The 23032-nt window shown below is 43.7% G+C and carries 21 protein-coding genes; 7 read left to right on the top strand and 14 right to left on the bottom strand.

Features of this window, described 5'->3' with window-relative positions:
* Positions 1 to 104 precede the first annotated feature (104 nt).
* Positions 105 to 728: a hypothetical protein gene (locus PQO05_RS25175; protein ID WP_273630241.1), complete on the bottom strand. Its 624-nt coding sequence runs from the start codon at positions 726 to 728 to the stop codon at positions 105 to 107.
* Positions 729 to 773: 45 nt separating this feature from the next.
* Between PQO05_RS25175 and PQO05_RS25170 the strand changes: the two genes are divergently transcribed.
* Positions 774 to 3377: a ligase-associated DNA damage response DEXH box helicase gene (locus PQO05_RS25170; RefSeq protein WP_273630240.1), complete on the top strand. Its 2604-nt coding sequence runs from the start codon at positions 774 to 776 to the stop codon at positions 3375 to 3377.
* Positions 3378 to 3594: 217 nt separating this feature from the next.
* On the opposite strand, the gene PQO05_RS25165 is transcribed toward PQO05_RS25170, so the two are convergent.
* The 3 genes from PQO05_RS25165 to PQO05_RS25155 form a co-directional block, all read right to left on the bottom strand.
* Entirely contained in the window at positions 3595 to 4053 is a 459-nt protein-coding gene (locus tag PQO05_RS25165) for a hypothetical protein (protein ID WP_273630239.1), read from the bottom strand.
* A 208-nt stretch (positions 4054 to 4261) separates the two neighbouring features.
* On the bottom strand, positions 4262 to 4828 hold the full coding sequence (locus PQO05_RS25160; protein ID WP_273630238.1) for a DUF922 domain-containing protein: 567 nt from the start codon (positions 4826 to 4828) through the stop codon (positions 4262 to 4264).
* A gap of 24 nt (positions 4829 to 4852) precedes the next feature.
* Entirely contained in the window at positions 4853 to 5797 is a 945-nt protein-coding gene (locus PQO05_RS25155) for an SPFH domain-containing protein (RefSeq protein WP_273630237.1), read from the bottom strand.
* A 64-nt stretch (positions 5798 to 5861) separates the two neighbouring features.
* On the opposite strand from PQO05_RS25155, the gene PQO05_RS25150 reads away from it, so the two are divergent.
* Positions 5862 to 6050, top strand: coding sequence for a hypothetical protein (locus tag PQO05_RS25150; protein ID WP_273630236.1), 189 nt, complete (start codon positions 5862 to 5864; stop codon positions 6048 to 6050).
* Positions 6051 to 6135: 85 nt separating this feature from the next.
* On the opposite strand, the gene PQO05_RS25145 is transcribed toward PQO05_RS25150, so the two are convergent.
* Positions 6136 to 6705 (bottom strand): C40 family peptidase, encoded by a 570-nt coding sequence (locus tag PQO05_RS25145; protein WP_273630235.1) that lies wholly within the window; start codon positions 6703 to 6705, stop codon positions 6136 to 6138.
* Between the two features lie 272 nt (positions 6706 to 6977).
* Between PQO05_RS25145 and pdhA the strand changes: the two genes are divergently transcribed.
* Complete coding sequence (gene pdhA / locus PQO05_RS25140) at positions 6978 to 7973, top strand: pyruvate dehydrogenase (acetyl-transferring) E1 component subunit alpha (protein ID WP_273630234.1); 996 nt, start codon at positions 6978 to 6980, stop codon at positions 7971 to 7973.
* 31 nt (positions 7974 to 8004) lie between these two features.
* Entirely contained in the window at positions 8005 to 9678 is a 1674-nt protein-coding gene (locus PQO05_RS25135) for a pyruvate dehydrogenase complex dihydrolipoamide acetyltransferase (protein WP_273630233.1), read from the top strand.
* A gap of 217 nt (positions 9679 to 9895) precedes the next feature.
* Here PQO05_RS25135 and PQO05_RS25130 read toward each other — a convergent pair whose 3' ends face one another.
* A complete protein-coding gene (locus PQO05_RS25130) occupies positions 9896 to 11848 on the bottom strand; it encodes a vWA domain-containing protein (RefSeq protein WP_273630232.1) in 1953 nt (650 codons plus the stop codon).
* 86 nt (positions 11849 to 11934) lie between these two features.
* Here PQO05_RS25130 and PQO05_RS25125 point away from each other — a divergent pair, with 86 nt between their 5' ends.
* The 3 genes from PQO05_RS25125 to PQO05_RS25115 all read left to right on the top strand — a co-directional run bounded on the left by PQO05_RS25125 (position 11935) and on the right by PQO05_RS25115 (position 15630).
* Positions 11935 to 12507, top strand: a complete 573-nt coding sequence (locus PQO05_RS25125; protein ID WP_273630230.1) for an RNA polymerase sigma factor — start codon at positions 11935 to 11937, stop codon at positions 12505 to 12507.
* The gene (locus PQO05_RS25120; RefSeq protein ID WP_273630229.1) at positions 12497 to 13774 is read left to right on the top strand and encodes an energy transducer TonB family protein; all 1278 of its coding nucleotides are present in this window, start codon (positions 12497 to 12499) and stop codon (positions 13772 to 13774) included. The genes PQO05_RS25125 and PQO05_RS25120 overlap by 11 nt, the downstream gene beginning before the upstream one ends.
* Before the next feature lie 65 nt (positions 13775 to 13839).
* A complete protein-coding gene (locus tag PQO05_RS25115) occupies positions 13840 to 15630 on the top strand; it encodes a DUF885 domain-containing protein (protein WP_273630228.1) in 1791 nt (596 codons plus the stop codon).
* Positions 15631 to 15860: 230 nt separating this feature from the next.
* On the opposite strand, the gene PQO05_RS25110 is transcribed toward PQO05_RS25115, so the two are convergent.
* The 8 genes from PQO05_RS25110 to PQO05_RS25075 are packed head-to-tail and all read right to left on the bottom strand — an operon-like array spanning position 15861 to position 22927.
* Positions 15861 to 16586: a DUF4197 domain-containing protein gene (locus PQO05_RS25110; protein WP_273630227.1), complete on the bottom strand. Its 726-nt coding sequence runs from the start codon at positions 16584 to 16586 to the stop codon at positions 15861 to 15863.
* A 42-nt stretch (positions 16587 to 16628) separates the two neighbouring features.
* A complete protein-coding gene (locus PQO05_RS25105) occupies positions 16629 to 17636 on the bottom strand; it encodes an inorganic phosphate transporter (RefSeq protein WP_273630226.1) in 1008 nt (335 codons plus the stop codon).
* A gap of 18 nt (positions 17637 to 17654) precedes the next feature.
* Positions 17655 to 18305 (bottom strand): DUF47 domain-containing protein, encoded by a 651-nt coding sequence (locus PQO05_RS25100; protein WP_273630224.1) that lies wholly within the window; start codon positions 18303 to 18305, stop codon positions 17655 to 17657.
* 45 nt (positions 18306 to 18350) lie between these two features.
* Positions 18351 to 19415, bottom strand: a complete 1065-nt coding sequence (locus PQO05_RS25095; protein WP_273630222.1) for a sensor histidine kinase — start codon at positions 19413 to 19415, stop codon at positions 18351 to 18353.
* 9 nt (positions 19416 to 19424) lie between these two features.
* A complete protein-coding gene (locus PQO05_RS25090) occupies positions 19425 to 20123 on the bottom strand; it encodes a methyltransferase domain-containing protein (protein ID WP_273630219.1) in 699 nt (232 codons plus the stop codon).
* A 17-nt stretch (positions 20124 to 20140) separates the two neighbouring features.
* Positions 20141 to 21265: an NAD(P)/FAD-dependent oxidoreductase gene (locus tag PQO05_RS25085; protein ID WP_273630217.1), complete on the bottom strand. Its 1125-nt coding sequence runs from the start codon at positions 21263 to 21265 to the stop codon at positions 20141 to 20143.
* Between the two features lie 6 nt (positions 21266 to 21271).
* On the bottom strand, positions 21272 to 22378 hold the full coding sequence (locus PQO05_RS25080; protein ID WP_273630215.1) for a type III polyketide synthase: 1107 nt from the start codon (positions 22376 to 22378) through the stop codon (positions 21272 to 21274).
* Positions 22379 to 22396: 18 nt separating this feature from the next.
* On the bottom strand, positions 22397 to 22927 hold the full coding sequence (locus PQO05_RS25075) for a YceI family protein (protein WP_273630213.1): 531 nt from the start codon (positions 22925 to 22927) through the stop codon (positions 22397 to 22399).
* Positions 22928 to 23032: the final 105 nt, after the last annotated feature.

Raw genomic sequence — 23032 nt, 5'->3', positions numbered from 1 at the left:
GTTTTGTTTTTTATATCAACCGTAGAGACACAATATTTTGTGTCTCTCTAAAATATTTTATATGATGTACAGAGACACAAAGTATTGTGTCTCTACGGAGATGTTTATTTCTTCACCCTCAAATACTGACTTCCCGGATGCAGCGACAAATACCCTGTAGAAGCATCATTAGGTTTATGCACAGATACGCCGGTACACTTACCGCTCTTATCAATTTCGAACGAGATCCCCTCCTTGGTATCGTCATAAACCATTAAGGTGTCGGTTGCTTTAATGTAGTCTGCAATGTGTTCTACTTTAAAATGTTTACCGATTTCGGCAAGCGATAATCCTGTACCCACACCCTGCACCGTTTTAAAATAAGGCGAAGTAACGCGGATCAGTTTTACATGATTAATATTCTCATCTGGTCCACCCATTGTGCGGTGCGAGTAGATATCGGTTTCGTGCCCCAGGGTATCGTGTTGAGCAAACCAGGTGGTAAAGGCAGCACCCATAGCAGCATCGCCACGGTCGGGTTTACCGAGGTGGAGGATGACGGAGTCGAGGCTTTCATTGAGGTGAGTTAAGCCGATACTTTTACCGGGATCTATCAGTTGGGCTGCACTTATCTGCGGCAGTTTTGTAGTATCTTTAGTACTGGTTACAGCGTGTAAATTGGTCACAGTTTTCTGTTTGCAGGCAAAAGCAAGGCAAAGCAGCGGCAGTATAAAATATTTTTTATGCATACCAATGGTAAACAACTATTGTACCGTTAATGTATTAGTAGGTAGATGGATAAAGGTCAGCAGGTAATAAAAGAATGGTTTAAGTACAAAAAGTGGAAGCAGTTCCCGTTTCAGCTCGAAATGATGGATGCTTACCTCTCCGGCTATTCGGGCCTGCTGAATGCACCTACGGGTAGCGGTAAAACATTTGCGCTGTTTCTGCCTTTCCTGGCCGGGTATATTAATAAATATCCCGATACCTATCAAAAGCAAACCAGCAATGGCCTGCGCATGCTCTGGATTACGCCATTACGAGCCTTAACCAACGATATTCGCAAAGCCATGCAAGAGGTATGCGACGACCTCGACATCCCCTGGACTATTGCCACCCGAACAGGAGACACCCCCGCCGCCGAGAAGCAAGCCCTTAAACGTAAACTCCCCGAAGTACTACTCACCACTCCCGAAAGCCTGCACCTGATGCTGGCCCAAAAGGAATATCCCAAGATGTTCCAAAACTTAGAAGTGGTAGTGATTGATGAGTGGCATGAGTTGTTGGGCACGAAGCGGGGAGTACAGGTGGAGCTGGGATTATCTAAGTTGCGAGTATTGAGTAGCGAGTTGCGAATTGAAAATGACGGAGCAAACTACTCACCACTCACTACTCACCACTCACTACTAAAGTTGTGGGGCATCAGCGCAACCATCGGTAACCTTGAACAAGCGGCCGAAGTTCTTCTCGGTAATAATTTCCCTACGGATCGCATTAAAATGGTTCGTGCCAATGTGGATAAGAAGATTGTGATTAAATCGGTGATTCCGCAAAGCGTGGAGAACTATTCGTGGACGGGGCATATTGGTTTGGCTTTATTGCCCGAGGTGATGAAGATTGTGGCTAAGAGTAATACCACGCTGATATTTACCAATACAAGGGCACAGTCGGAGATTTGGTATCATGCCATTTTAGATAACTACCCTGAGTATGCTGGTATAATGGCTATGCATCATGGTTCGTTGGATAATGAACTGCGGAATTGGGTAGAACAGGCTTTACATAATGAGGCATTAAAACTGGTGGTTTGTACCTCGAGTTTAGATCTGGGTGTCGATTTTCGCCCGGTAGATACGGTGATTCAGGTGGGTAGCCCCAAGGGTGTTGCCCGGTTTATGCAGCGTGCAGGTAGGAGTGGTCACCATCCTGGAGCGACATCCAAGATCTGGTTTATCCCCACGCACTCCATGGAATTACTGGAAGGTGCGGCCCTTAAACAAGCCATGATCAACGGCAATTACGAAAGCCGTGACCCGGTTCTGCTGGCTATGGATGTGTTGATCCAGTACATGGTTACGCTGGCCGTGTCGGATGGGTTTCGGGCTGAAGAATTGTTTAACGAAGTGAAATCTACCTATGCCTTTGCAGATATTCGCCGGACTGAGTTTAACCAGTTGCTCGATTTTATTACAACCGGCGGCGCTACGCTTTCGCAATACGACGAGTTTTTAAAAGTAGAAATTGAGAACGGTTTATATAAAGTAAACAACCGCCGTGTAGCCATGCGCCACCGGCTAAGTATCGGTACTATTACCAGCGAGGTAAGTTTGCGGGTTAAGTTACTGCATGGTGGCGGACTGGGTTCTATCGAAGAATATTTTATATCCCGCCTAAAATCGGGAGATACTTTTTGGTTTGCCGGCCGCAGCCTGGAATTTATAAGGGTGAAGGAAATGACGGCCTATGTCAAAAAATCCAACGCTAAAAAAGGCTTGATCCCAAGCTGGTTGGGTGGGCGGATGCCGCTTTCATCGCAACTGGCAGCTGTGTTCCGCGATAAACTGGATGAAGTAGCGAGAGGTATTGAGCAGGATGAGGAGGTGATTGCGCTTAAACCACTTTTCAACCTGCAGTCAAAGCTTTCACATTTACCACAAAGCCATGAGTTTTTAATCGAATCATTTCGTTCGAGAGATGGGCACCATTTGCTGTTTTATCCGTTCGAGGGTAGGTTAGTGCATGAGGGGATGGCTTCGTTGATTGCGTTCCGCCTATCTAAATTGAAAAATGCCACCTTCTCTATCGCCATGAATGATTATGGCTTTGAGCTGCTGACCGATGATGATGTATTGTTAAAACAAGCGCTTGAACAAGATTTGTTTTCGATCAATAACCTATTGGATGATATTCAGCATAGCTTAAATGCTAATGAAATGGCACGCCGTAGATTCAGGGATATTGCACATATTGGCGGGTTGGTATTTACAGGGTACCCCGGTCAGCCGGTTAAGAACAGGCACTTGCAGGCATCAACCTCGTTGCTGTTCGAAGTGTTTAGTGAGTACGAACCAGATAACCTGTTGGTACGCCAGGCATATAATGAAGCGTTGGCTTTTCAGTTAGAGGAGTTTCGTTTGCGTGAGGCCTTGCAACGCATTAGCAAGCAGCAGGTTATTATCAAAGAAATTGATCGCCCTACACCATTTGCTTTCCCGATAATGGTTGATAGCCTCCGTGAGAAACTAACCACCGAAAGCCTTGAAGAACGCGTAAGCAAAATGGCCCGAGATTATGATGTGGAAGTGAAAACCAAGAAACAAGCGCAAGAGGATGCACCAGCTGAACCCAAGCGACAAAGCTTTTTTATTGGGTATCCGGGTAGAGGGAAGAAGAAGTAACCCCTCCAAACCTCCCCGAAGGGGAGGCTTAAAAACCTTTGTCATTCAGAACGTAGTGAAGAATCTTCTGCGATTAGCATAGAAGAAATACAGGGCGAAGAAGATTCCTCGTTCCTCGGAATGACAAAGGAGGCTGTCACACTGAGGGTCTTGAAGTGTCGCGCGCAGAGGCCAACCCACCATACTTCGACGGGGCTCAGTATGACACCCTATAGTTCTAATTCGCCATCTTTACCTTATGCGTCTTAATCATCACGCCATAAGTTTTATTAGTGAAGCCGTAAAGCTTATGTAGGGTGGCCTGGTCAATGATTTTTATGCTGTCGAAATTCTCATCATTGATGCCAAAAAGGGTCATTTCGTAACCGGTATTGAGCATGTTACCGTTAAGGAAGTAAATTACATTGCTATCGTCGTCGGCATTGGGTACGGCTTTGCTGTAGTCGGGTGATTTGGCGCTGAGGTAGCTCCAGTATTTTTTACGCACAACGGGTTTGGTATAATAATGTGCCCCGTCGTTATCCATTTGTACGGATGCAATATCGTCCTGCTTTAGCTTGGTGGTTTCGCGTTCTGTTGCTTTTACGCCATCTATATAATAAGCCTTGGGCGATTTTTGTGCAAAAGCCGCCGAGCTTATCAATATAAATGCATAAAATACAACAAAGTGTTTCATTCGCGAACGGTTATCGTAAAATTTGCCCGGTATGAAACCGGTAGAGGATATTACTGCAAGGTTGAGGTGCAGTTTCTAAGCAAATATACTTCGCCGAAGGGCAGAATCAATGAAACAATTTCTAAAAAATGCTTTTAAGGGGATGGTTTGCGCTTAATATTAAAATTATTTCGCAGCTGTTTTGTGGGTTTAATTATTAAGCACGGGTTTAACGGCTATTACTGGCAAGCGCTGTATTATTATACTGATTTCCTAATTGCGCTTTAAAATACAAATCCCAGCTGTTTTGTTGTGTGCGGTTAAGCATGTGGTTGGTATCGTCGTCGTAATCGAGGTTTAGCTGGCTGTATTTCTTTTTGATGCTGTTGAATACAGTGCTTACTTCCTGGTCGTAATTACTATCGAAACGCATGTTGTTTAAAGTGCGCTGCAACTCCTGCTGCATCAGGTAGGCAAAAATATAATGGCCTTGCTCGTGTTTTAAAACTTCGGCTACCATACCGGGCGAGTTAACCTTGGTACGATCTATCCACGAGCGATCTTTATTCATCTTCATTTTAATATAAAAAGTAAGATGATAATAGCCGCGGGTATAAACCGGCTGATAACTAAAATCTACCATGCAATTGGTATAGGCAATATCGCCGGTATTGCGCTGTGGTGTGCCCTGAAAATCGTTGATACTTAATTGATGATAGCTTTGCGCCTTTACGGAGTGTGCACCGATAAAACTTGAGGCCACAACACAAATTACCCACACAAATCTCAGGTTCATAAAATTAATCAGGTGTAAAAGTTTTTATTGCCTTTTGGACTGCTGATCGTGTAAAAGGTTTAAGCTCATCATCTCTTTCATGGTGTGCTGCATGCTATCGGCCGAGCCATCCAGGAAGATCACGTTGCCTTTAGAGTTTTCAGAAAAATGCTTGATGGCCTCAGTCCACATCGTGAACAAAATTACCGAAGTATCCATATTGGCATGCTGCATTTCTTTGGCGGCAACCGTCATACCCTTAGCCACTTCCTCGCGGAATAAAGCCACACCTTGCCCGCGTAATTGCGATGCCTGTCGCTCTGCTTCGGCGGCAATTTTAATGGCGTTACCTTCAGCTTCAGCGGCTTTGGTTTTGGTGATGAGTAATGCCTGACCCTCGTTTTCGGCAGCAGCTTTTAAGTTGCTTGATGCTACTACCTGGCTCATCGATTTCATAATCACGTCGTCGAAAGTAATATCGTTCAGTTGCAGATCTTGCAAGTGATAACCCCAACCTTCCAGAATAGTATCGATCTGATCTTTTACGTGTTCAACAATATCCTTACGTAGTATCAATACGTCCGACTGGCGTTTGGTGGCCACAAATGCACGGATCGAACCTTCAATAGTACGCACCAGGGCCTGCATCAGGTTGCGGTCGTCAATAAATTTAAAGGCTACGTTTTTAATAGTTTCCTCGTTCTGGTCCATTACCGAGTAAAGGAGCATGGCTTTGAAGTATACGTTAGCCTGATCTATAGTCACGGCCTGAAATTCCAGTTCTACCGAACGGTTCTGTATCGAAATACGGGTGTAAAGCTGCTCAACCAACGGGATCTTGAAGTTTAAACCCGGCAGCATAATACGGCGGTACTTGCCAAAAACAGTTACCACACCTATAGTACCCTGTTTAATAGTTACGGCTGTTGAAAACAGTACAACTATTACAATTATTATTAAAAGATAAAACAATATCGCTGTTGGTGCCATTATAAGCTAATAATTAAAAGGATCAATAATTTCAGTTAATATACTCAATTTTAAATATTTACCAATGAACTTAAAACGTACTTTCGGAGCCATTTTAACCATTTTAGGTATCGTAGGGCTAATTTATACCGGCATAGGCATTATACAACACAGCGGCGGGGTTACTACGCTGGTAGTTGTGGGCATTATATCATTGCTGTTCTTTTTCTCAGGCATTGGTTTAGTACGCGATACTACGGATAATGCTAAATAGTATTACAATTTTTGGTTCAAAAAAAAATCCTTTCTGTTACGAAAGGATTTTCTTTTTAGTACTGTTGTGATTTCAATTAGAGGTTTTATTGTACGTCGCTCGATTTTTCGAGTTGCTCTTTAAACACATCTAACAAACGGCCGCCTTTATAAAAGTAGCGGTTATAATAAGGATCGTCGAGGTTGCTGATGGCCACACCTTTCATAGAGGCATGAGCAAACCTGCCGTCGCCAAGGTAAATACCTACGTGCGAAATGCTGCGGCTATGTATTTTGAAGAAAACCAGATCGCCTTCTTTCAGCTCGTCTTTACCCACCGGGCTAACCATGCTGAAAATATCGCGTGAGTTTCTTTTGATAGTTAAATTAAAAACGTTGGTGTAAAGTTCTTTAGTAAAGGCCGAACAATCGATGCCTTTTTTAGAGTTTCCGCCGAAACGGTAAGGGGTACCAATCCAATCGTAAACAAATTGAAATAACTTTACGTTTGAAGTTGCTGATAAAGCTACACCCATCACCTGTGAAAAATAATCTTTTGCTAAGCTTTGCTCTTCGTCAGCAGGTTTATCTGCTGTAGGGGTTGGAACAGTTTTTGTTTGAGCCTGAGAACCGAATACGCTCAAAATCAACGCAATAACAAGGACGTATTTCTTCATTTAAATCAGTTAATCTTATAGTTTAAACTTAAGTTGTACTTTAAACGAGACACAGGTGTCTATTGTTTCATACAAAGGTATATTTATTTCTAAAGAAACAAAATCTGAAATGAAATAAACTTTAAGTTAATTACCAACACTTCTGGATTAACAATAGTCATCCAATTGTCGGCCAATAATAATAATTCATAACAAATGTGTTGTAGTTTCCTTTTTTTAACAGATATAATTAGATTTGCGCTTTCTCTAAAAAGAAACGGATCGTTTAACAGATGAGTTCAATCGAAATAACTAAGGACACCTACCTATATTGGTACGAGTCAATGCTGCTGATGCGCAAGTTCGAAGAAAAAACCGGACAACTATACGGACAGCAAAAAATCAGAGGTTTTTGTCACTTATATATAGGTCAGGAAGCAGTGCTTGCTGGTGCTATGTCTGTGCTTAAACACGAGGATAGTTTGATAACCGCATACCGCGATCACGCACATGCTATTGCAAAAGGTACACATCCAAATGCTGTAATGGCCGAGATGTATGGTAAAATAACCGGTTGCTCAAGAGGCAAAGGCGGTTCAATGCACATGTTCGACAAAGAAAACAAATTCTTTGGTGGTCATGGTATCGTTGGCGGCCAGATCCCATTGGGTGCAGGTATTGCAATGGCCGAGCAGTACACAGGTACTGATGCTGTATGTGTTACCTACATGGGCGACGGTGCCGTACGCCAGGGTGCATTAAATGAAACCTTCAATATGGCTGCATTATGGAAACTGCCTGTAATTTTTGTTTGCGAAAACAATGGTTACGCAATGGGTACTTCTGTAGCGCGTACCACTATCGAAACTGATATTTACAAACTGGGTATCCCTTACGGTATCCCTTCATCACCAGTTGATGGTATGGACCCGGTTGCTGTTCACAATGCGATGAACGAAGCGGTTGACCGTGCACGTGCCGGCGAAGGACCAACCTTTTTGGAAATGCGTACCTATCGTTACAAAGGACACTCAATGAGTGACCCTCAAAAGTACCGTACCAAAGAAGAGGTTGAAAGCTACAAAGCGAAAGACCCGATCGAGATCGTTAAGCAAGCTATCGAAGCTAATAAATATGCTGACGAGAAATGGTTTGAGGAAATCGAAGCTAAAATTAAAGGACAGGTTGACGAGGCAGTTCAATTTGCTGAAGAATCACCTTGGCCGGAAGCTTCTGAACTTTACACAGATGTGTACGTACAGAAAGATTATCCTTACATCAAAGACTAATTTTACATAACAAAATATTTATCTATAAACTATGGCCGAAGTAGTAAAGATGCCTAAAATGAGCGACACCATGACCGAAGGTGTTGTTGCAAAGTGGCATAAAAAAGTTGGCGATAAAGTTAAATCGGGCGACGTTTTAGCCGAGATTGAAACTGATAAAGCCACCATGGATTTTGAATCATACCAGGATGGTACTTTATTATACATCGGTGTGCAGGAAGGCAGCGCTGTACCTGTAGACCAGGTTATCGCTGTTTTAGGTAAAGAGGGCGAAGATTACAAAACTGCCCTTAATGCAGAAAGTACAGTAGCAGCACCAAGTGGCAGCAGCAGCGAAAGCGCACCTGCCGCTACTAAAGAGACTGCTCCTGCAACTGCCGCTGCTCCTTCGGCTCCTGCTGTTGATCTTTCAAGCATCCCTGCAACTGTTATCCGTATGCCGCTTTTAAGCGATACCATGACAGAAGGTACCATTGAAAAATGGAACTTTAAAGTTGGTGATAAAGTAAAAGCTGATGATTCACTGGCTGACGTAGCAACCGATAAGGCTACTATGGAAGTTGTGGGTTACGAAGCCGGAACCTTACTTTACATTGGTGTAAAAGAAGGCGAAGCTGCCCAGGTAAACGATATCATCGCTATTGTAGGTAAAGAAGGTACCGACATTACTCCGTTATTAAATGCTCCGGCAGCAGGATCAAGTAGCAGTAGCAGCGAAAGTACACCTGCCGCTACACAAGAGACTGCTCCTGCAACTGCCACTGCTACCGAGTCTGACTCAACTGGTTCGCCGGAAGATGACAGCCGTGTTAAAGCATCGCCGCTTGCCCGCAAAATAGCTAAAGATAAAGGCATCAACTTAAACGATGTTAAAGGCAGCGCAGAAGGCGGCCGTATTGTTAAGAAAGATGTTGAAGAGTATACGCCATCAGCTAAACCGGCTGCTGCCCCTGCAGAATCTGCAAGTGCTGCGCCTGCTGCTAAAGCTGCTGCGCCAATTACTTTACCAACCGTTTTGGGCGAAGAGAAATTTACTGAAAGACCGGTTACCCAAATGCGTAAAACCATTGGTAAACGTTTATCAGAAAGTTTATTTACCGCTCCGCATTTCTATGTAACCATGTCAATCGATATGGATGCAGCTATTGCAGCACGTGGTAAAATAAACGAAGTAGCCCCGGTTAAAATATCATTCAACGATTTCGTAGTTAAAGCTTGTGCTGTTGCCTTAAAACAACACCCTGCTATTAACTCAGCATGGTTGGGCGATAAAATCCGTACCAACGAGCACGTAAGCATCGGTGTTGCCGTTGCGGTTGACGAAGGTTTGCTGGTACCGGTTATTAAATTTGCTGATAGTAAATCATTAAGCCACTTATCTGTTGAAGTAAAAGAATTTGCTAAAAAAGCGAAAGACAAAAAACTTCAGCCGGCTGAAATGGAAGGTTCAACCTTTACCATCTCTAACTTAGGTATGTTTGGTGTTGATGAGTTTACAGCTATTATTAACACGCCAAATGCAGCTATCCTTGCGGTTAGCGGTATCCAACAAGTGCCTGTTGTTAAAAACGGTGCAGTTGTACCAGGTAACGTAATGAAAGTAACCCTAAGCAGCGATCACCGCGTAATTGATGGTGCTTCTGCAGCAGCTTTCTTAGGTACCCTTAAATCATTACTGGAAGAGCCGGTTAGGTTATTAATCTAATCACAGCATTTCATATAAATATTAAAGCCCTTTGGATATTTTCCAAAGGGCTCTTTTTGTGTTTTGTCATTCAGAGCGATAGCGAAGAATCTTTGATTTTTGGAGCTGTCATGCTGAGGCACTCGAAGCATGGTGCAGAGGGGCCTACGCTTATCCTTCGACGTAGTTCAGGTTGACAACGCTCTTTTTCGCCAAGCTAAGGAATGTTTAGAGCCAATCATTCTTTCGCAGCCAATCCACTTTGTGCCATTAGCTTGGCACTCTCGGCCAATTTTACAAACTCTGCACGGTAGCCTTCATGGTCGGTTCCTTTGGCGGCGCGGGCCATTTCAATAGCTTGCTCGAAGGTTGAGTTTTGTTTATAGTCAGAGCCACGCAGCAGCATCCCGAACTCGGCCACAGCAGCAGCAAAACGGAAATCAACAGAAGTATTGGCCGAGGCTATCGGTTTATCCATTACCACAACCTGGCTAAGTTTGCTCTTATCAGACTCCGGTTCTTTGTAGCGGAACTTAATAGTTACCATATCTTCAGAGGTATAAACACTTGGTGTTTTCTGCACTTTCTGATATTTGAGCGGATCAACACTATTGGTAAAATTATCTTTTACGCCAACGGGGATAATCTCATAAAGCGCAGTAACCGTATGTCCTACGCCCATGTCGCCGGCATCTTTCAGGTCGTTGTTAAAATCTTCTTTGTTCAGCATGCGGTTCTCGTAACCAATCAGGCGATAGGCTTGTACTTTGCCGGGGTTAAATTCCAATTGCAGTTTAACGTCTTTTGCTACGGTAAACAAGGTGCCCCCAAACTCGCTTACCAGGGTTTTGCGGGCTTCGGTAATATTATCAATATAGGCGTAGTTGCCGTTGCCTTTGTCGGCCAGGGTTTCCATTTTGCTGTCCTTGTAATTACCCATGCCGAAACCTAAGGCAGATAGAAATACACCGCTCTTGCGCTCGTTTTCAATCAACTGTTCCATGTCTGCATCTGATAATGCACCTACGTTAAAATCACCGTCGGTGGCCAGTATTACCCGGTTGTTGCCGCCTTTAATATAGTTTTCTATCGCGGTTTTATAAGCCAGTTTAATACCTGCACCTCCCGCGGTTGATCCCCCTGCAGTCAGGCGGTCAATAGCATCTTTAATGGTCGTTTTTTGATCGCCCGAAGTAGGCGGCAATACTAACCCCGCAGCACCGGCATAAACCACAATGGCTACCTTATCTTTAGCACGCAGCTGGTCAACCAGTAATTTTAATGAGGATTGTACCAGCGGTAATTTATTAGGCTCCCACATCGAGCCCGAAACATCGATCAGGAATACCATGTTAGATGCGGGGAGTTTAGCGCTATCCACAGCTTTGGCTTTCAATCCAATACGCAGTAAACGGTGTTGCGCATTCCAGGGCGCAGCACTAAGTTCAGTATGGATAGCTACAGGCGAATTACCGGTAGGTGCAGGCAGATCGTAGTTGAAGTAGTTAATCATTTCCTCAATCCGTACGGCATCTTTTGGTGGCAGTTGCCCGCCATTAATAAAACGGCGAACGTTGGTATAAGATGCTGCATCCACATCAACAGAAAAAGTAGAGAGCGGGTTATCGAGTGGATTTTGAAAACCATTTTCGGTTACGCCCTTATATGATTCATCGGCAGGAGTAGCTACATTAGATGGCGGTGCAGGGAAAATCATCATAGCGGTAGCCTGCTGTTTCCTTCTGGATGTTTTCGTAACCTGCGCACTTGTAACACGACTTGCAGAAGGTTCAACTATGGCTTTTGAATCGCTTCTGCCCACGGGTTCATCAATCCGTACTTCGGCATTCGCATCTGCGCTGTAACCCATTGCGGTAACTTCAAGCAGTGCCTGCTGGCTTGGTTTTAAATACACAGTCACACGGTCTACCGTACTTAAACGCACTTTTTTTGCAGCATAACCTATATAGCTAAAAGTAAGCATTTCCTTACCCTGTGGCACGGTGAGGGTAAATTGCCCCTGAACATTGGTTGTTGTGCCCTGTTTGGTTCCATCGATAGTTACCGCCACGCCTACCAGGGGGTTTTTATCTGTTGCATCATACACAGTTCCGGTAATGATGCGGTTGCTGCTTTGGCTAAACCCGGTTAAGCTGATTAGCAGCAAAAAAAGTAATGCAAGTTTTTTCATGATTATTATTGGTTGGTTTATCATAAGGATGCAGGCATATTATCATTTCCATAAATCATTTTAAAAAATTATTTTACAGCCAATAAATGAGTTGGTTTAACAAAAAAAGCAAGCCGGATGAAACAGGGGACGAAAGCCTGTTAGCAAGCTATCGCAACACCGGCGACCTGGCCTTGTTGGGCAAACTCTATGAAAAATATATGCCCCTGGTTTACGGCGTATGCCTCAAATATTTGCAGGATGATGAGCAGAGCAAAGATGCCGTAATGCAGATATTTGAAGAACTGGTTGAGAAGGTTACCAAACACGATATTAAACAATTCAGGAGCTGGCTTTACGTATTAAGCCGTAATTATTGCCTGATGCAGCTACGATCATCAAAAAAGATGGAGGTGGTTAATGTGGATGATGTTATGGAATCGGCCTTTGTTTTGCATCCAGAAAGTGGTGATAAAGAAGAATACCTGCAAAGCCTGGAGCGTTGTATGCAAAAACTGATAGCTACACAACGCGAAAGTATCGACCTGTTTTATTTGCAGGAAAAATGCTACAAAGATATTGCCGAGCAAACCGGCTTTAGTATGAACGAGGTGAAAAGCTTTATCCAGAACGGCAAGCGGAACCTGAAAATTTGCATGGAGAAAAATAGTGAGCACTAAAAAGACCGACATATCGCAAATCAGGAAGTATCTCAACGGAGAGCTTGATGCCCGCGCCATGCATAAACTGGAGCGCGAGGCACAAGACGATCCGTTTTTGATGGATGCCCTGGAAGGATATGCCGGTAAAAAAGATCAGCAAGCTAACCTTAATGAACTCCAGAAACGCCTTAATCACCGTATTGGCCGAGGCAATAAAAAGATTGTGGCTTTATGGCCTCTAATTTCAATAGCTGCCACAGTTTTGGTGATGTTGGGTATCGGTACATGGTGGCTCATAGCGTATCAACCTTCGGCTAATAAAACGCTCCCGTCTGTGGCCGACAAAACAGTTGTTGCCATGGTTCCTGCGCCTCCTCAACAATCAAAATCAGCCCCGGCAATACAAGCTCCGGTTCCGCAGCATCATGAATTAGTAAAACAAGCCCCGTTAACAAGCATGGCTACGGTTGCTTCGGCCCCGGCATCGGTTGAAAGTGATGCCAATGCTGAAATAAGGATAGATGAACCTGTGGCCAAATCGGATGTAAAAGCGGTTACAGAAGATAGCGCAACCAAAGATGCGATGCTGAAAGAGGTGATTATAACAGGTTATGCAACCCAGCGCAAAAAAGATGTTACGGGGGCTGTATCTGCTGTTCAATCAACCACTATCGATACACAATTACAAAACCGGGTTGCCGGTGTAGAAGTTAAAACGCCAAATGCAAAAGACCGTTTTTATAACCAACTGATTACCGGTCGGGTTATAAGCGCTGATGATAGCCAGCCCTTACCTGGGGTATCCGTAAGCGTTTTAGGCAAAAACAGAGCGACGATGACAGATGCAAACGGCTATTTTAAAATGGAGGCCGGGAAAAATGATAATCTTAAATTAGGTTACGTTGGATACGAAAGTAAAGAGGTTAAGGTAAAGGGTGATAGCATTAATGTGGCGTTGAAGCCAAGTTCGCGCTCACTATCCGAAGTTGTGGTAACCGGTTACGGAGCCGCTAAAGATATAATCGAAGAAGCACATCCACGTAATGGCTGGGATAGTTTTAAAAAATACCTGGCCGATGCCAGTTCGCCTGATCATAAAATCGGTAAAGTACGTGTACGCTTTGTGGTGAATACAGATAATACGCTCACTGATTTTAAAGTTACCAAAAGCCTAAGCCCCGATGCTGATGCTGAAGCCATACGCCTCATTAAAGAAGGCCCGGCCTGGATCCATAATGTAAATGGCGAACCGGAAACTGTAACCGTAACTATAAAGTTTAAATAATACCGGCTTTGGTCGCTATTGGTTTATTACCTACTTTTAAGCATTAACTCCCAACAACCAACACCATGAAGAAAATTTATATGCTGCTATGCGTAGCCGCTTTGTTTACAGCATGTAAGCAGAAGCCCGATGCAGGCACATCTGCACCAACAGAAGGCAATAAGGATATTGCCAAACTGTTTAATGACTATTACGAAGACCGCCTGAAGCTTTACCCGCTGGAGGCTACATTTGCAGGAGATAACCGCTATAATGATGAGCTACCTAATGATGGCTCGGCTGAATTTATTAAACGGTCGCACGATTTTTATATCAGCTACCTTAACAAACTTAAAAACTTTAAGCGCGAAGAACTGAACGAAGAAGATCAGCTATCGTACGATATTTTCAATTACGAAATGGGTATTAACATTGCCGGGTACGATTATCATTTCGAATATCTGCCGATGAACCAGTTTTTTTCATTGCCGCTTAGTTTCGGTCAGCTAGGCTCTGGTACCGGTGCACAGCCTTTTAAAACAGTTAAAGATTATGATAACTGGTTAAAAAGAGTTGCAGCATTTAAAGTTTGGGCTGATACAGCCAAAGCAAACTTTGATAAAGGTGTTAATGCTGGCGATGTGCTGCCTAAAGCATTGGTGGTAAAAATGATCCCGCAGATGGAGAGCTTTGTAGTTGCATCGCCAGAGAAAAGCTTATTCTACGGGCCGATTGACAGCCTGCCAAAAAGTTTTTCTGACGCTGATAAAAAGCGCCTGACTGATGCTTACAAAACAGCCATCATGACCCAGATCGTCCCTACCTACAAAGGCCTGGCAGACTATCTGAAAACTACTTACCTGCCAAACGCACGCACTACATCGGGCTACTCGGCCATGAAAGATGGGGCAGGTATGTACAAGTATTTAGTGAAGCAACAGACCACTACTGATAAAACTCCAGAAGAGATCTATCAGCTGGGCTTAAGCGAGGTTAAACGTATCCGTGGGGAAATGGATAGCATTAAAACTAAAGTTGGCTTTAAGGGCGATTTAAAAGCGTTTTTCGAATACATGAAAACCGACCGTAAGTTTATGCCATACAAAACGCCTAAACAGGTGCTTGATGCTTTCGAAAATATCCACAAACGTATGGAGCCAAACTTGAAGAAGATGTTTAACCATGTGCCTAAAACACCATTCGAAATCCGCCAGACTGAGGCTTTCCGTGCTGCATCTGCCAGTGCCGAATACAACCAGGGTAGCGCAGACGGTAGCCGTCCGGGTATATTCTATGTGCCAATTTTGGATGCGACTAAATTCAACACTACGTCGGGTATGGAGTCGTTGTTTTTGCACGAAGCTATCCCTGGTCACCATTACCAGATCTCTCTAACTCAGGAAAATACTTCATTACCTAAGTTCCGTCGTTTTGGTGGCGATAACGCTTATGTAGAAGGCTGGGCGCTGTATTGCGAATCGTTGGGTAAAGAACTGGGTTTATACACCGATCCATACCAGCACATGGGCGCACTGGGTGATGAAATTCACCGCGCTATCCGTTTGGTGGTTGACGTAGCCATCCACACCAAAGGCATGACCCGCGAAGAAGCCATTAAATACATGATGGATAACGAAGCCATCAACGAGCAAGGCGCAACTGCCGAAATTGAGCGCTACATGGCCATCCCTGGTCAGGCATTGGGTTACAAAATTGGCGCACTTAAAATCCGCGAACTGCGTACTAAAGCAGAAAAAGAATTGGGTGCTAAATTTGATCTGGCCGAGTTCCACAATCAAATCTTAAAAGACGGTTCAATGCCACTGGCAGTACTGGAAAGTAAGATTGATGCCTGGATTGCAAAGCAAAAAAATTAGAAGCAAGAGACAAGAATCAAGAAACAAGACTTGAACAAGAAAGGCCGATGCACGCATCGGCCTTTCTTGTTTTCCTTTAACCTTAACCGTCATTGCGAGGAACGAAGCAATCCCCGACGTGCAGAGCCGCTCTGTACAGTCCGCGATTGCTTCGTTCCTCGCAATGACGTGATGGGTGGTTGCAGCGTTTATAAATCCGAAATCGAAAATCCGACCTCCGAAATCAAATCTTACTTTTTATCCAGCGCCCCAAACACCTTCTGTAATATCGGCGTAGTACGTGCAGTTAAATTTTGGCGGATGTTTAACTCTTCTAAAGCGATCTGGTAAAATAAACCATCGATGGCTTTCTGGGTAACATAATCGTCCAGATCTGGATTCAGTTTGCTGAAGTTAAGCGGAATTTTGTTGTATTGGGTAGCCATTTGGGTATACAGATTGGTTGCGCCAACTTTACCCAGGCTTGTATGAATAACCGGTTTAAACTGTGCAGAAAGTGCAGTGGTAGTAGTGCGTTTAAAGTATTGCGTAGCTGCATCATTACTGCCGGTTAATATATTGGCCGCATCCTGTACGCTCATTTGTTTAACGGCATCCACAAAAATAGGAGCAGCTTGTTTGGCGGCATCTTCGGCAGCGCGGTTAAGGGAAAGTACTACATCATCACAAAGCTTGTTTAAACCAAGTTTGCGTAAAGCCTTCTCAGCCTTTTGAGCTTCGGGCGGCATTAATATTTTGATGGCAGCGTTGCCGAAATAACCATTAAGTGCAGATAGTTGGGTGGCACTTTTGGTGGTGCCTTGTTCAAGTGCTTGTTTTAAGCCGCTAATAATTTCGGTATTAGTAGGCAGGGGTAAACCTGTAACTGTAGCCAAATTATGGCTTGGTGCATAATCAAAACTGGTAAGCGGCAGGCAGGCTGCTGCAAGCAATAAAGTAACTATTCCTTTCTTCATAAGTTAAAGAAACAAATAAATTTCGTCTTGTTTGAGTACTGATTAAAAGAAGCGGATAATGCTGTAAACAATTGCAGCAAAAACAGCTGATATTGGAATGGTGATTATCCATGCCCATACCAGGTTAATGGTTACTCCCCATCTAACAGCTGATGCACGTTTGGTTAAACCAACACCGATGATAGAACCTGTAATAGTATGCGTGGTTGAAACCGGGATACCTAAACGCTCAGTCAGAAACAAGGTAATTGCACCTGCAGTTTCGGCACTCACACCTTCTAACGGTGTAACCTTGGTAATTTTGGTACCCATGGTTTTAACGATTTTCCAACCGCCAGACATGGTGCCTAATGCGATAGCACTGTAACAAGCCAAGGGAATCCACTCTGGCATGTGTGCGCCGTTAGTAATAACCTTTTGCGATACTAAAGCTACATATATAATACCCATAACTTTTTGCGCATCGTTACCACCGTGTGCAAAGCTTAATGCGCCAGATGATACCAGTTGAAGGCGTTTAAACCAACGCTCGGCCGTGGATGGCTTGGCGTTTTTACAGATATGAAGTATAAAAATATTGATAACAACCCCGATGACTAAACCGATAATTGGGGCCAGGAAAATAAAGGCCATAATTTGCAGCGTTGGGCCAAGGTTTACAGCCTCGATGGGGTTAACGTGCATGTAGAGCGCATTGGTCATACCAGCGCCTGCAAAACCACCTATAAGCGTATGCGACGAACTTGATGGGATGCCAAACCACCAGGTAATTAAGTTCCAGGTAATAGCGGCTATTAAACCGGCCAGGATCACATGGATGGTAATAAAATGCTCGGGAACGGTTTTGGCTATGGTATTAGCTACCTTATGATCTTTAATTAAGAAAAAGGCCAGGAAGTTAAAGGCTGCTGCCCAAATTACGGCCTGGAAAGGTGTTAACACCTTTGTTGATACAATGGTTGCAATAGAGTTGGCCGCATCGTGAAATCCGTTTATAAAATCGAATGCCAGTGCCAGGCAAATTACCGCAACGAGTAGTGTAGTAACCATGTATTTGGTGGTATGTGGTTATGCGTTTTTAACTAAGATAGATTCCATAACATTGGCTGCATCCTCGCACATATCAGTGGCTGTTTCCAAAGCAGCCAGTATCTCTTTATGTTTTATCACCTTCAAAGCGTCTTTTTCATATAAAAACAGATCAGCAACTGCACGGTCGAATACGTAATCGGCCTGGTTTTCGATGCTGTTGATACGGATACATGAATCGGCAATAGCGCGTACGTTGCGCAGGTCTTTCAACTCGCGTACTGCTTTTTCCAGGTCGATGCTGGCTTGCAGGATCAGGTCTGACAGCTTGCGGATCGGTTCTGTAATTTCATCAACATGATACAACAGCATCCGGTTGGCCGAACCCTGGATATTATCAGCCACATCATCAATTGCTGATGCCAGTGCGTGGATATCTTCACGATCAAAAGGTGTGATGAAATTTTTACCCAGCTCAAGGTAAACCTGGTGGGTAATATCATCGCCTTTGTTCTCTAATTTGTCAATTTGTTTAAACAGTTCTTCGCGGGTTGCAGAATTGTTATTGTTCACAGCCTCAACCAATACCGTAGCCATTGCTACTACATTGCTGGATGCTTGTTCAAATAACGGGAAAAATACTTTCTTGTCTTTTGGTACAAAGTATTGGAATATACTGTTTAATGACATATTAAAAATTTTAGCAAAGGTAAGTTCTGCAATGTTAATTTAGTGTTAACTCTTTAACGTGGGTATGCCCGGAAAAGGTATCTGTTGTTTCACCTTTTTAAGCGTGAAACCAAAGGTTGAACCTATGCCCTCGGTGCTGCGTACGTTAATGGTTTGTTCGTGTGCTTCAATAATGTGTTTTACAATGGCCAGCCCAAGTCCCGAACCGCCAATATCGCGCGAACGGCTCGAATCGGTACGGAAAAATCGTTCGAACAGGCGGGGTAAATATTTTTCTTCAATACCGTTGCCATCATCGGTAACTTCAACCAAAACCTGGTCATGCAGTTCAAAGAGACTTACCGAGGTTGTGCCGTTTTCGCGGCCATACTTAAAGGAGTTATCCATTAAGTTAACCAGCACCTGGCTAATTTTATCGCGATCGGCAGTTACCAATATCGGCTCATCATATTTTTGTTTGAAAACCATTTTGCTGTTATGCTTTTGGGCTTTCAGTTCCACCGTTTCAAAAACTTCTTTTATCAGGTCGTTAATCTTAAACTTGGTATAATTGATCGGCATCTCGCCAGATTCCAGTTTTGAAATTTCGTCGAGGTCCTTAATCAGATAAGTTAAGCGTTCCACATTGCGCGATGCCTTGCGGAGAAATTGACGTGCCATATCGGTATCATCGAAATCATCATCAGTAATGGCATCGATATAGCCTTGTATGGCAAAAAGTGGGGTTTTGAATTCGTGGGAGATGTTAGACAGAAACTCGCGTCTGAATTTTTCCTGGTTGCGGAGGATTTCAATTTCGCTTTTCTTTTCGCGAGCCCATTCTTTTACTTCTTTCTCTACATCATTAATGGGGTCGGCGCTCATACTTTCGCCAAGGGCTTCACGCAGGTCGCGCCCCAGTTTAAGGTTGTGGATCAGTTTGTAGATGAGCTTGATCTTAGAGTAAACGTACTTTTCGATGAGGTAATAAAAAACTACGAAGCTGGTTACAAAGCTTACCCCAAATGTGATACTCAGATCAAATAAGTTATGCCTAAAGTAGTAGTTAACACATGATATGGTAATGGCTACTGCCAGGGCATTGATTAATATGAGTACGCGTAGTTTCATGCTATAAATTTAAGTTTTATAAATTACGATTTGCCATCTGAAGGCCCACATCCATTGTAATTTATAGTTTTTGATACCGGCTTTAGCCAGTAAAGCCATTAGTTCGTGCTTTTTAAAGCTGCGCTGCACCGAAAGCGGGCCATCATTTTGCGCCATTTTGTTACTGGTGAACAACCGTGTGATCATCTTCACGGCGTAATACAATACCCAGTGGCGGTGCAGATCGGTAATAATAACACCGCGACTGGCTGTGTTATTCATTTTGCCTATCAGCGCAATCCATTCCTCATCCGCAAAGTGGTGGGTGAACAGGCTCGAAAGAATGATGTCGAAACTGCCCGGCTCAAAATCGTCCAGCAATACATCAGCCTTTACATAGCTGATGTGCGTAAACGCTTTAGATTGCTGACGGGCAAAGTTAATAGCCGCGGGCGCAGCATCTACACCGTTCAACTTTAAATTTATGTTATTTTTTTGCGCCCATTTGGCAATGGCTATCAGTGCATCGCCGCCGCCACAACCCCAGTCGCTAATGGTATTGCCGCTTTTAACGGGGAATAATTTAAGTGCTTTAATGAGTGATTTATGCCCGCCAAACAGTGCGTTCATTTTACCCAATCCATCCAAAACCGGGTCAATCTCTGCCGAAGGCAAATCAAAATCGTCCATAATTTCGGCTGTTACCGAACGTGTAGATAAATCAATCATAATAATATAAGCAGGTGTTAAGCAAAAGGTTTGCCGTGTGTTTTGCCAATCAGGTAACGGGTTAGGGGAGGTATACCGTTCAATAAATTTAAAGTGAGCGCGGTAGTGTTGTTATTGCCGAATAGTTTCTGCAATTGCCTGCCTGTCCACAAACGTTGGGCAAATTGCTTGTTCCATTCGGTGGTGTATTCCTGTTCGATGATAGCTCGTTTAGCCGGACTAAATGTATCGGCCTTATAATTTCTGGCGATAATTCCCGAGAGTATTTTTGCCGAATGAATAGCCATCGTCATCCCGTTACCGCAAAGCGGAGCTATCATGCCGGCGGTATCGCCACTCATCAGGATATGGTTATCTACGGGCTCTTTTTTCTCAAAAGAGATTTCGTTGATTACCTCAGGTTTATCTAAAAGAAATTCGGCTTTCTCGAAAATCTCTTTGAGGTAAGGATTTTTGAGAATCACGTTTTCTTCCAGCCCTTGTAAATTACCGTATTTGCGCAGATCATCACGATGTGCCAGGTAGCACATACAATGTTTATCGCCCTCAATCTTACTGATACCGCAATAACCGTTATGGTAATTATTAAGCTGGATGAGATCATAAGGAAAATCGACCCGGACATGAAACTTAACAGCCAGATACGGACTGCGGCGATAAAAGAATTTACGCTTGAGCTTTTGATCGAGGTTAGATCGTTTACCGAAAGAGCCGATAACCAATGGTGCCGTCAGCGTTTGATTAGGGATAGTTACCTCGAACTGATTGTTGATGAACTGCACATCCTCTACCCGTGTTCCCAATAAAAAGTTTACACCCTCAGAGGCTGCTTTTTGATAAAGATAATTATCAAATGTATAACGGCTTAGCCCGAAGCCTCCTAAATCCAGTTGCTGACTGAGTTTAGTGCCAGATACTGCTGTAACCTGTAACCGATTGATGCTTGATGCACCGAGCTGATGCACATCAATATCCAGAGCTTCTAAAAAAGGCAATACTTCGTTACTGATATATTCGCCGCAAACGCGATGGAATGGATATGTTTTTCGTTCGATGAGGGTAACACGTAAACCGGCACGATTTAAAAGGATGGCATTAAATAAGCCCGCCAACCCGCCGCCGATGATAATTACGTCGTTCATGGGCTGTTAGTGCATTTGCAAAACCATACCCTCAACCGTTAAACCCGGACCGAATGCAAAGCTCAGGATGCGTTGATCGATGAGTTTGCCAGCCTTCAGCATTTTATCCAGCACAAATAATATCGTGGCTGACGACATGTTGCCGTATTGCTGTAAAACCTCGTAGGCTACGGCATTGCTTTCTTCGGGCAGTTCCAGGGCATCTTCAACAGCCTCCAGAATCTTTTTACCACCGGGATGGATGGCATAAGCGCTAATCTGGCTATAATCTAAACCCGCATGTGCCAGCAAATTGTTGGTAATCGGTTTAATGTATTTTTTAATCTGACGCGATACTTTTGACGTCAGTCGCATTTCGAAACCGGTATTGCCCACATACCAACCCATTTCGTCACGGGCTTCGGGCAAAAATTCGGTGTAAAAACTTTCCAATTCGATGACGGTAGAGTCGGAGGTCAGAGGCCCGTTGGTTATGAGTGCTGCAGCTGCACCATCCGAAAATAAGGAGTTAGCCACCCAGTTATCCAGTGTATTTTCTTTTTGAAAATGCAACGTACAAAGTTCAACGCTAACTACCAGTACTTTGGCTTGGGGGTTCGAGCGGCAAATGTAATCGGCCGTTTTTAGCCCGTTTACAGCACCATAGCAGCCCATAAAGTTAATGCAGGTGCGTTCGGTGTTGCGGTTGAGGCCGAGTTGCTCCACTAAGTCGATATCCAATCCCGGCGCATACATGCCGGTGCAACTTACGGTGATGAGGTGGGTAATTTCTTGATAGATCCCTTCGCCCAGATCTTTCAAACAGGCTTTAACTGCATCGGCCGCAACCGTAGCTGCTTTTTGCTGATAAAGTTGCAGTCGTTTTTGAGTAGAAATAAAAGGTTCGAGTGCGGCGTTTTGCTCAAAAAAGGTAAAATAATCACTATCGGCAAAGCCAAAATCTGGGATTACCGAGTAACGCTGACTAATGCCTGCATGATCGTATATGCTTTTTAAACGGGCGCGATTGGTATCATCAAGCGCGAAGGCATTGGCCATAAAGCGGAATATATTTTCCTGCGGAATTTTATGCTCCGGATTTGCTGTGCCTAAAGCGCTTATGCAACTGCCCATTTATTTTTTCGTGTTTATTTATTTTGTGGTTTCTACCTCCACCGTAATTGTAGCGTCCTTAGCCAGCACCATACTGCGGCCTCCAACACCAAAATCCTGACGGTTGATGGTAAAATTACCTTTAAACGATGCTGTGCTTCCGCTCTCGGTATAAGTAAAAGGCACTTCAACAGTTTTTGTTTTGTCTTTAATAGTTACGTTAAAAATGCCTGTATAGTTGCCGCCGCTCTTATGTTTAAATGAAACAGATTTCATGGTAATCTTCGGGTACTTAGCGATATCGAAATAATCCTCGCTTTTAAGGTGCTTATCGCGCATCTCATTATCCGAGTTTAGGGTAGCTGTTTCAATATTTGCTTCGATACTGCTGGCAGCCAGGTTTTGGGCATCGAACTTTATATCGGCAGTTAGGCCGCTGAAAGTACCGTGGGTACCAATGCCCATATTTTTAATCTCGTACGTAACGGCCGACTTTGTTACTGTGTGTTTAATCTGTGCAAAGGCGTTTGTGATGGTGAGCAGGGCGATAAATAAAAAAAATCTTTTCATGTAGTCTTTTGTCTGTTTTGGAACGTATCTATTGTAATTACGTTGCAAACGGTGAAACGTTGTATGGGTTTTTAGTTTAAATTGAACCGGTGCAGCCCAAACTTA

The organism is Mucilaginibacter jinjuensis, assembly GCF_028596025.1.
GTDB lineage: Bacteria > Bacteroidota > Bacteroidia > Sphingobacteriales > Sphingobacteriaceae > Mucilaginibacter > Mucilaginibacter jinjuensis.
The sequence above is the reverse complement of the archived record's forward strand: the minus strand, read 5'-3'. Positions and strand labels throughout refer to the sequence as shown.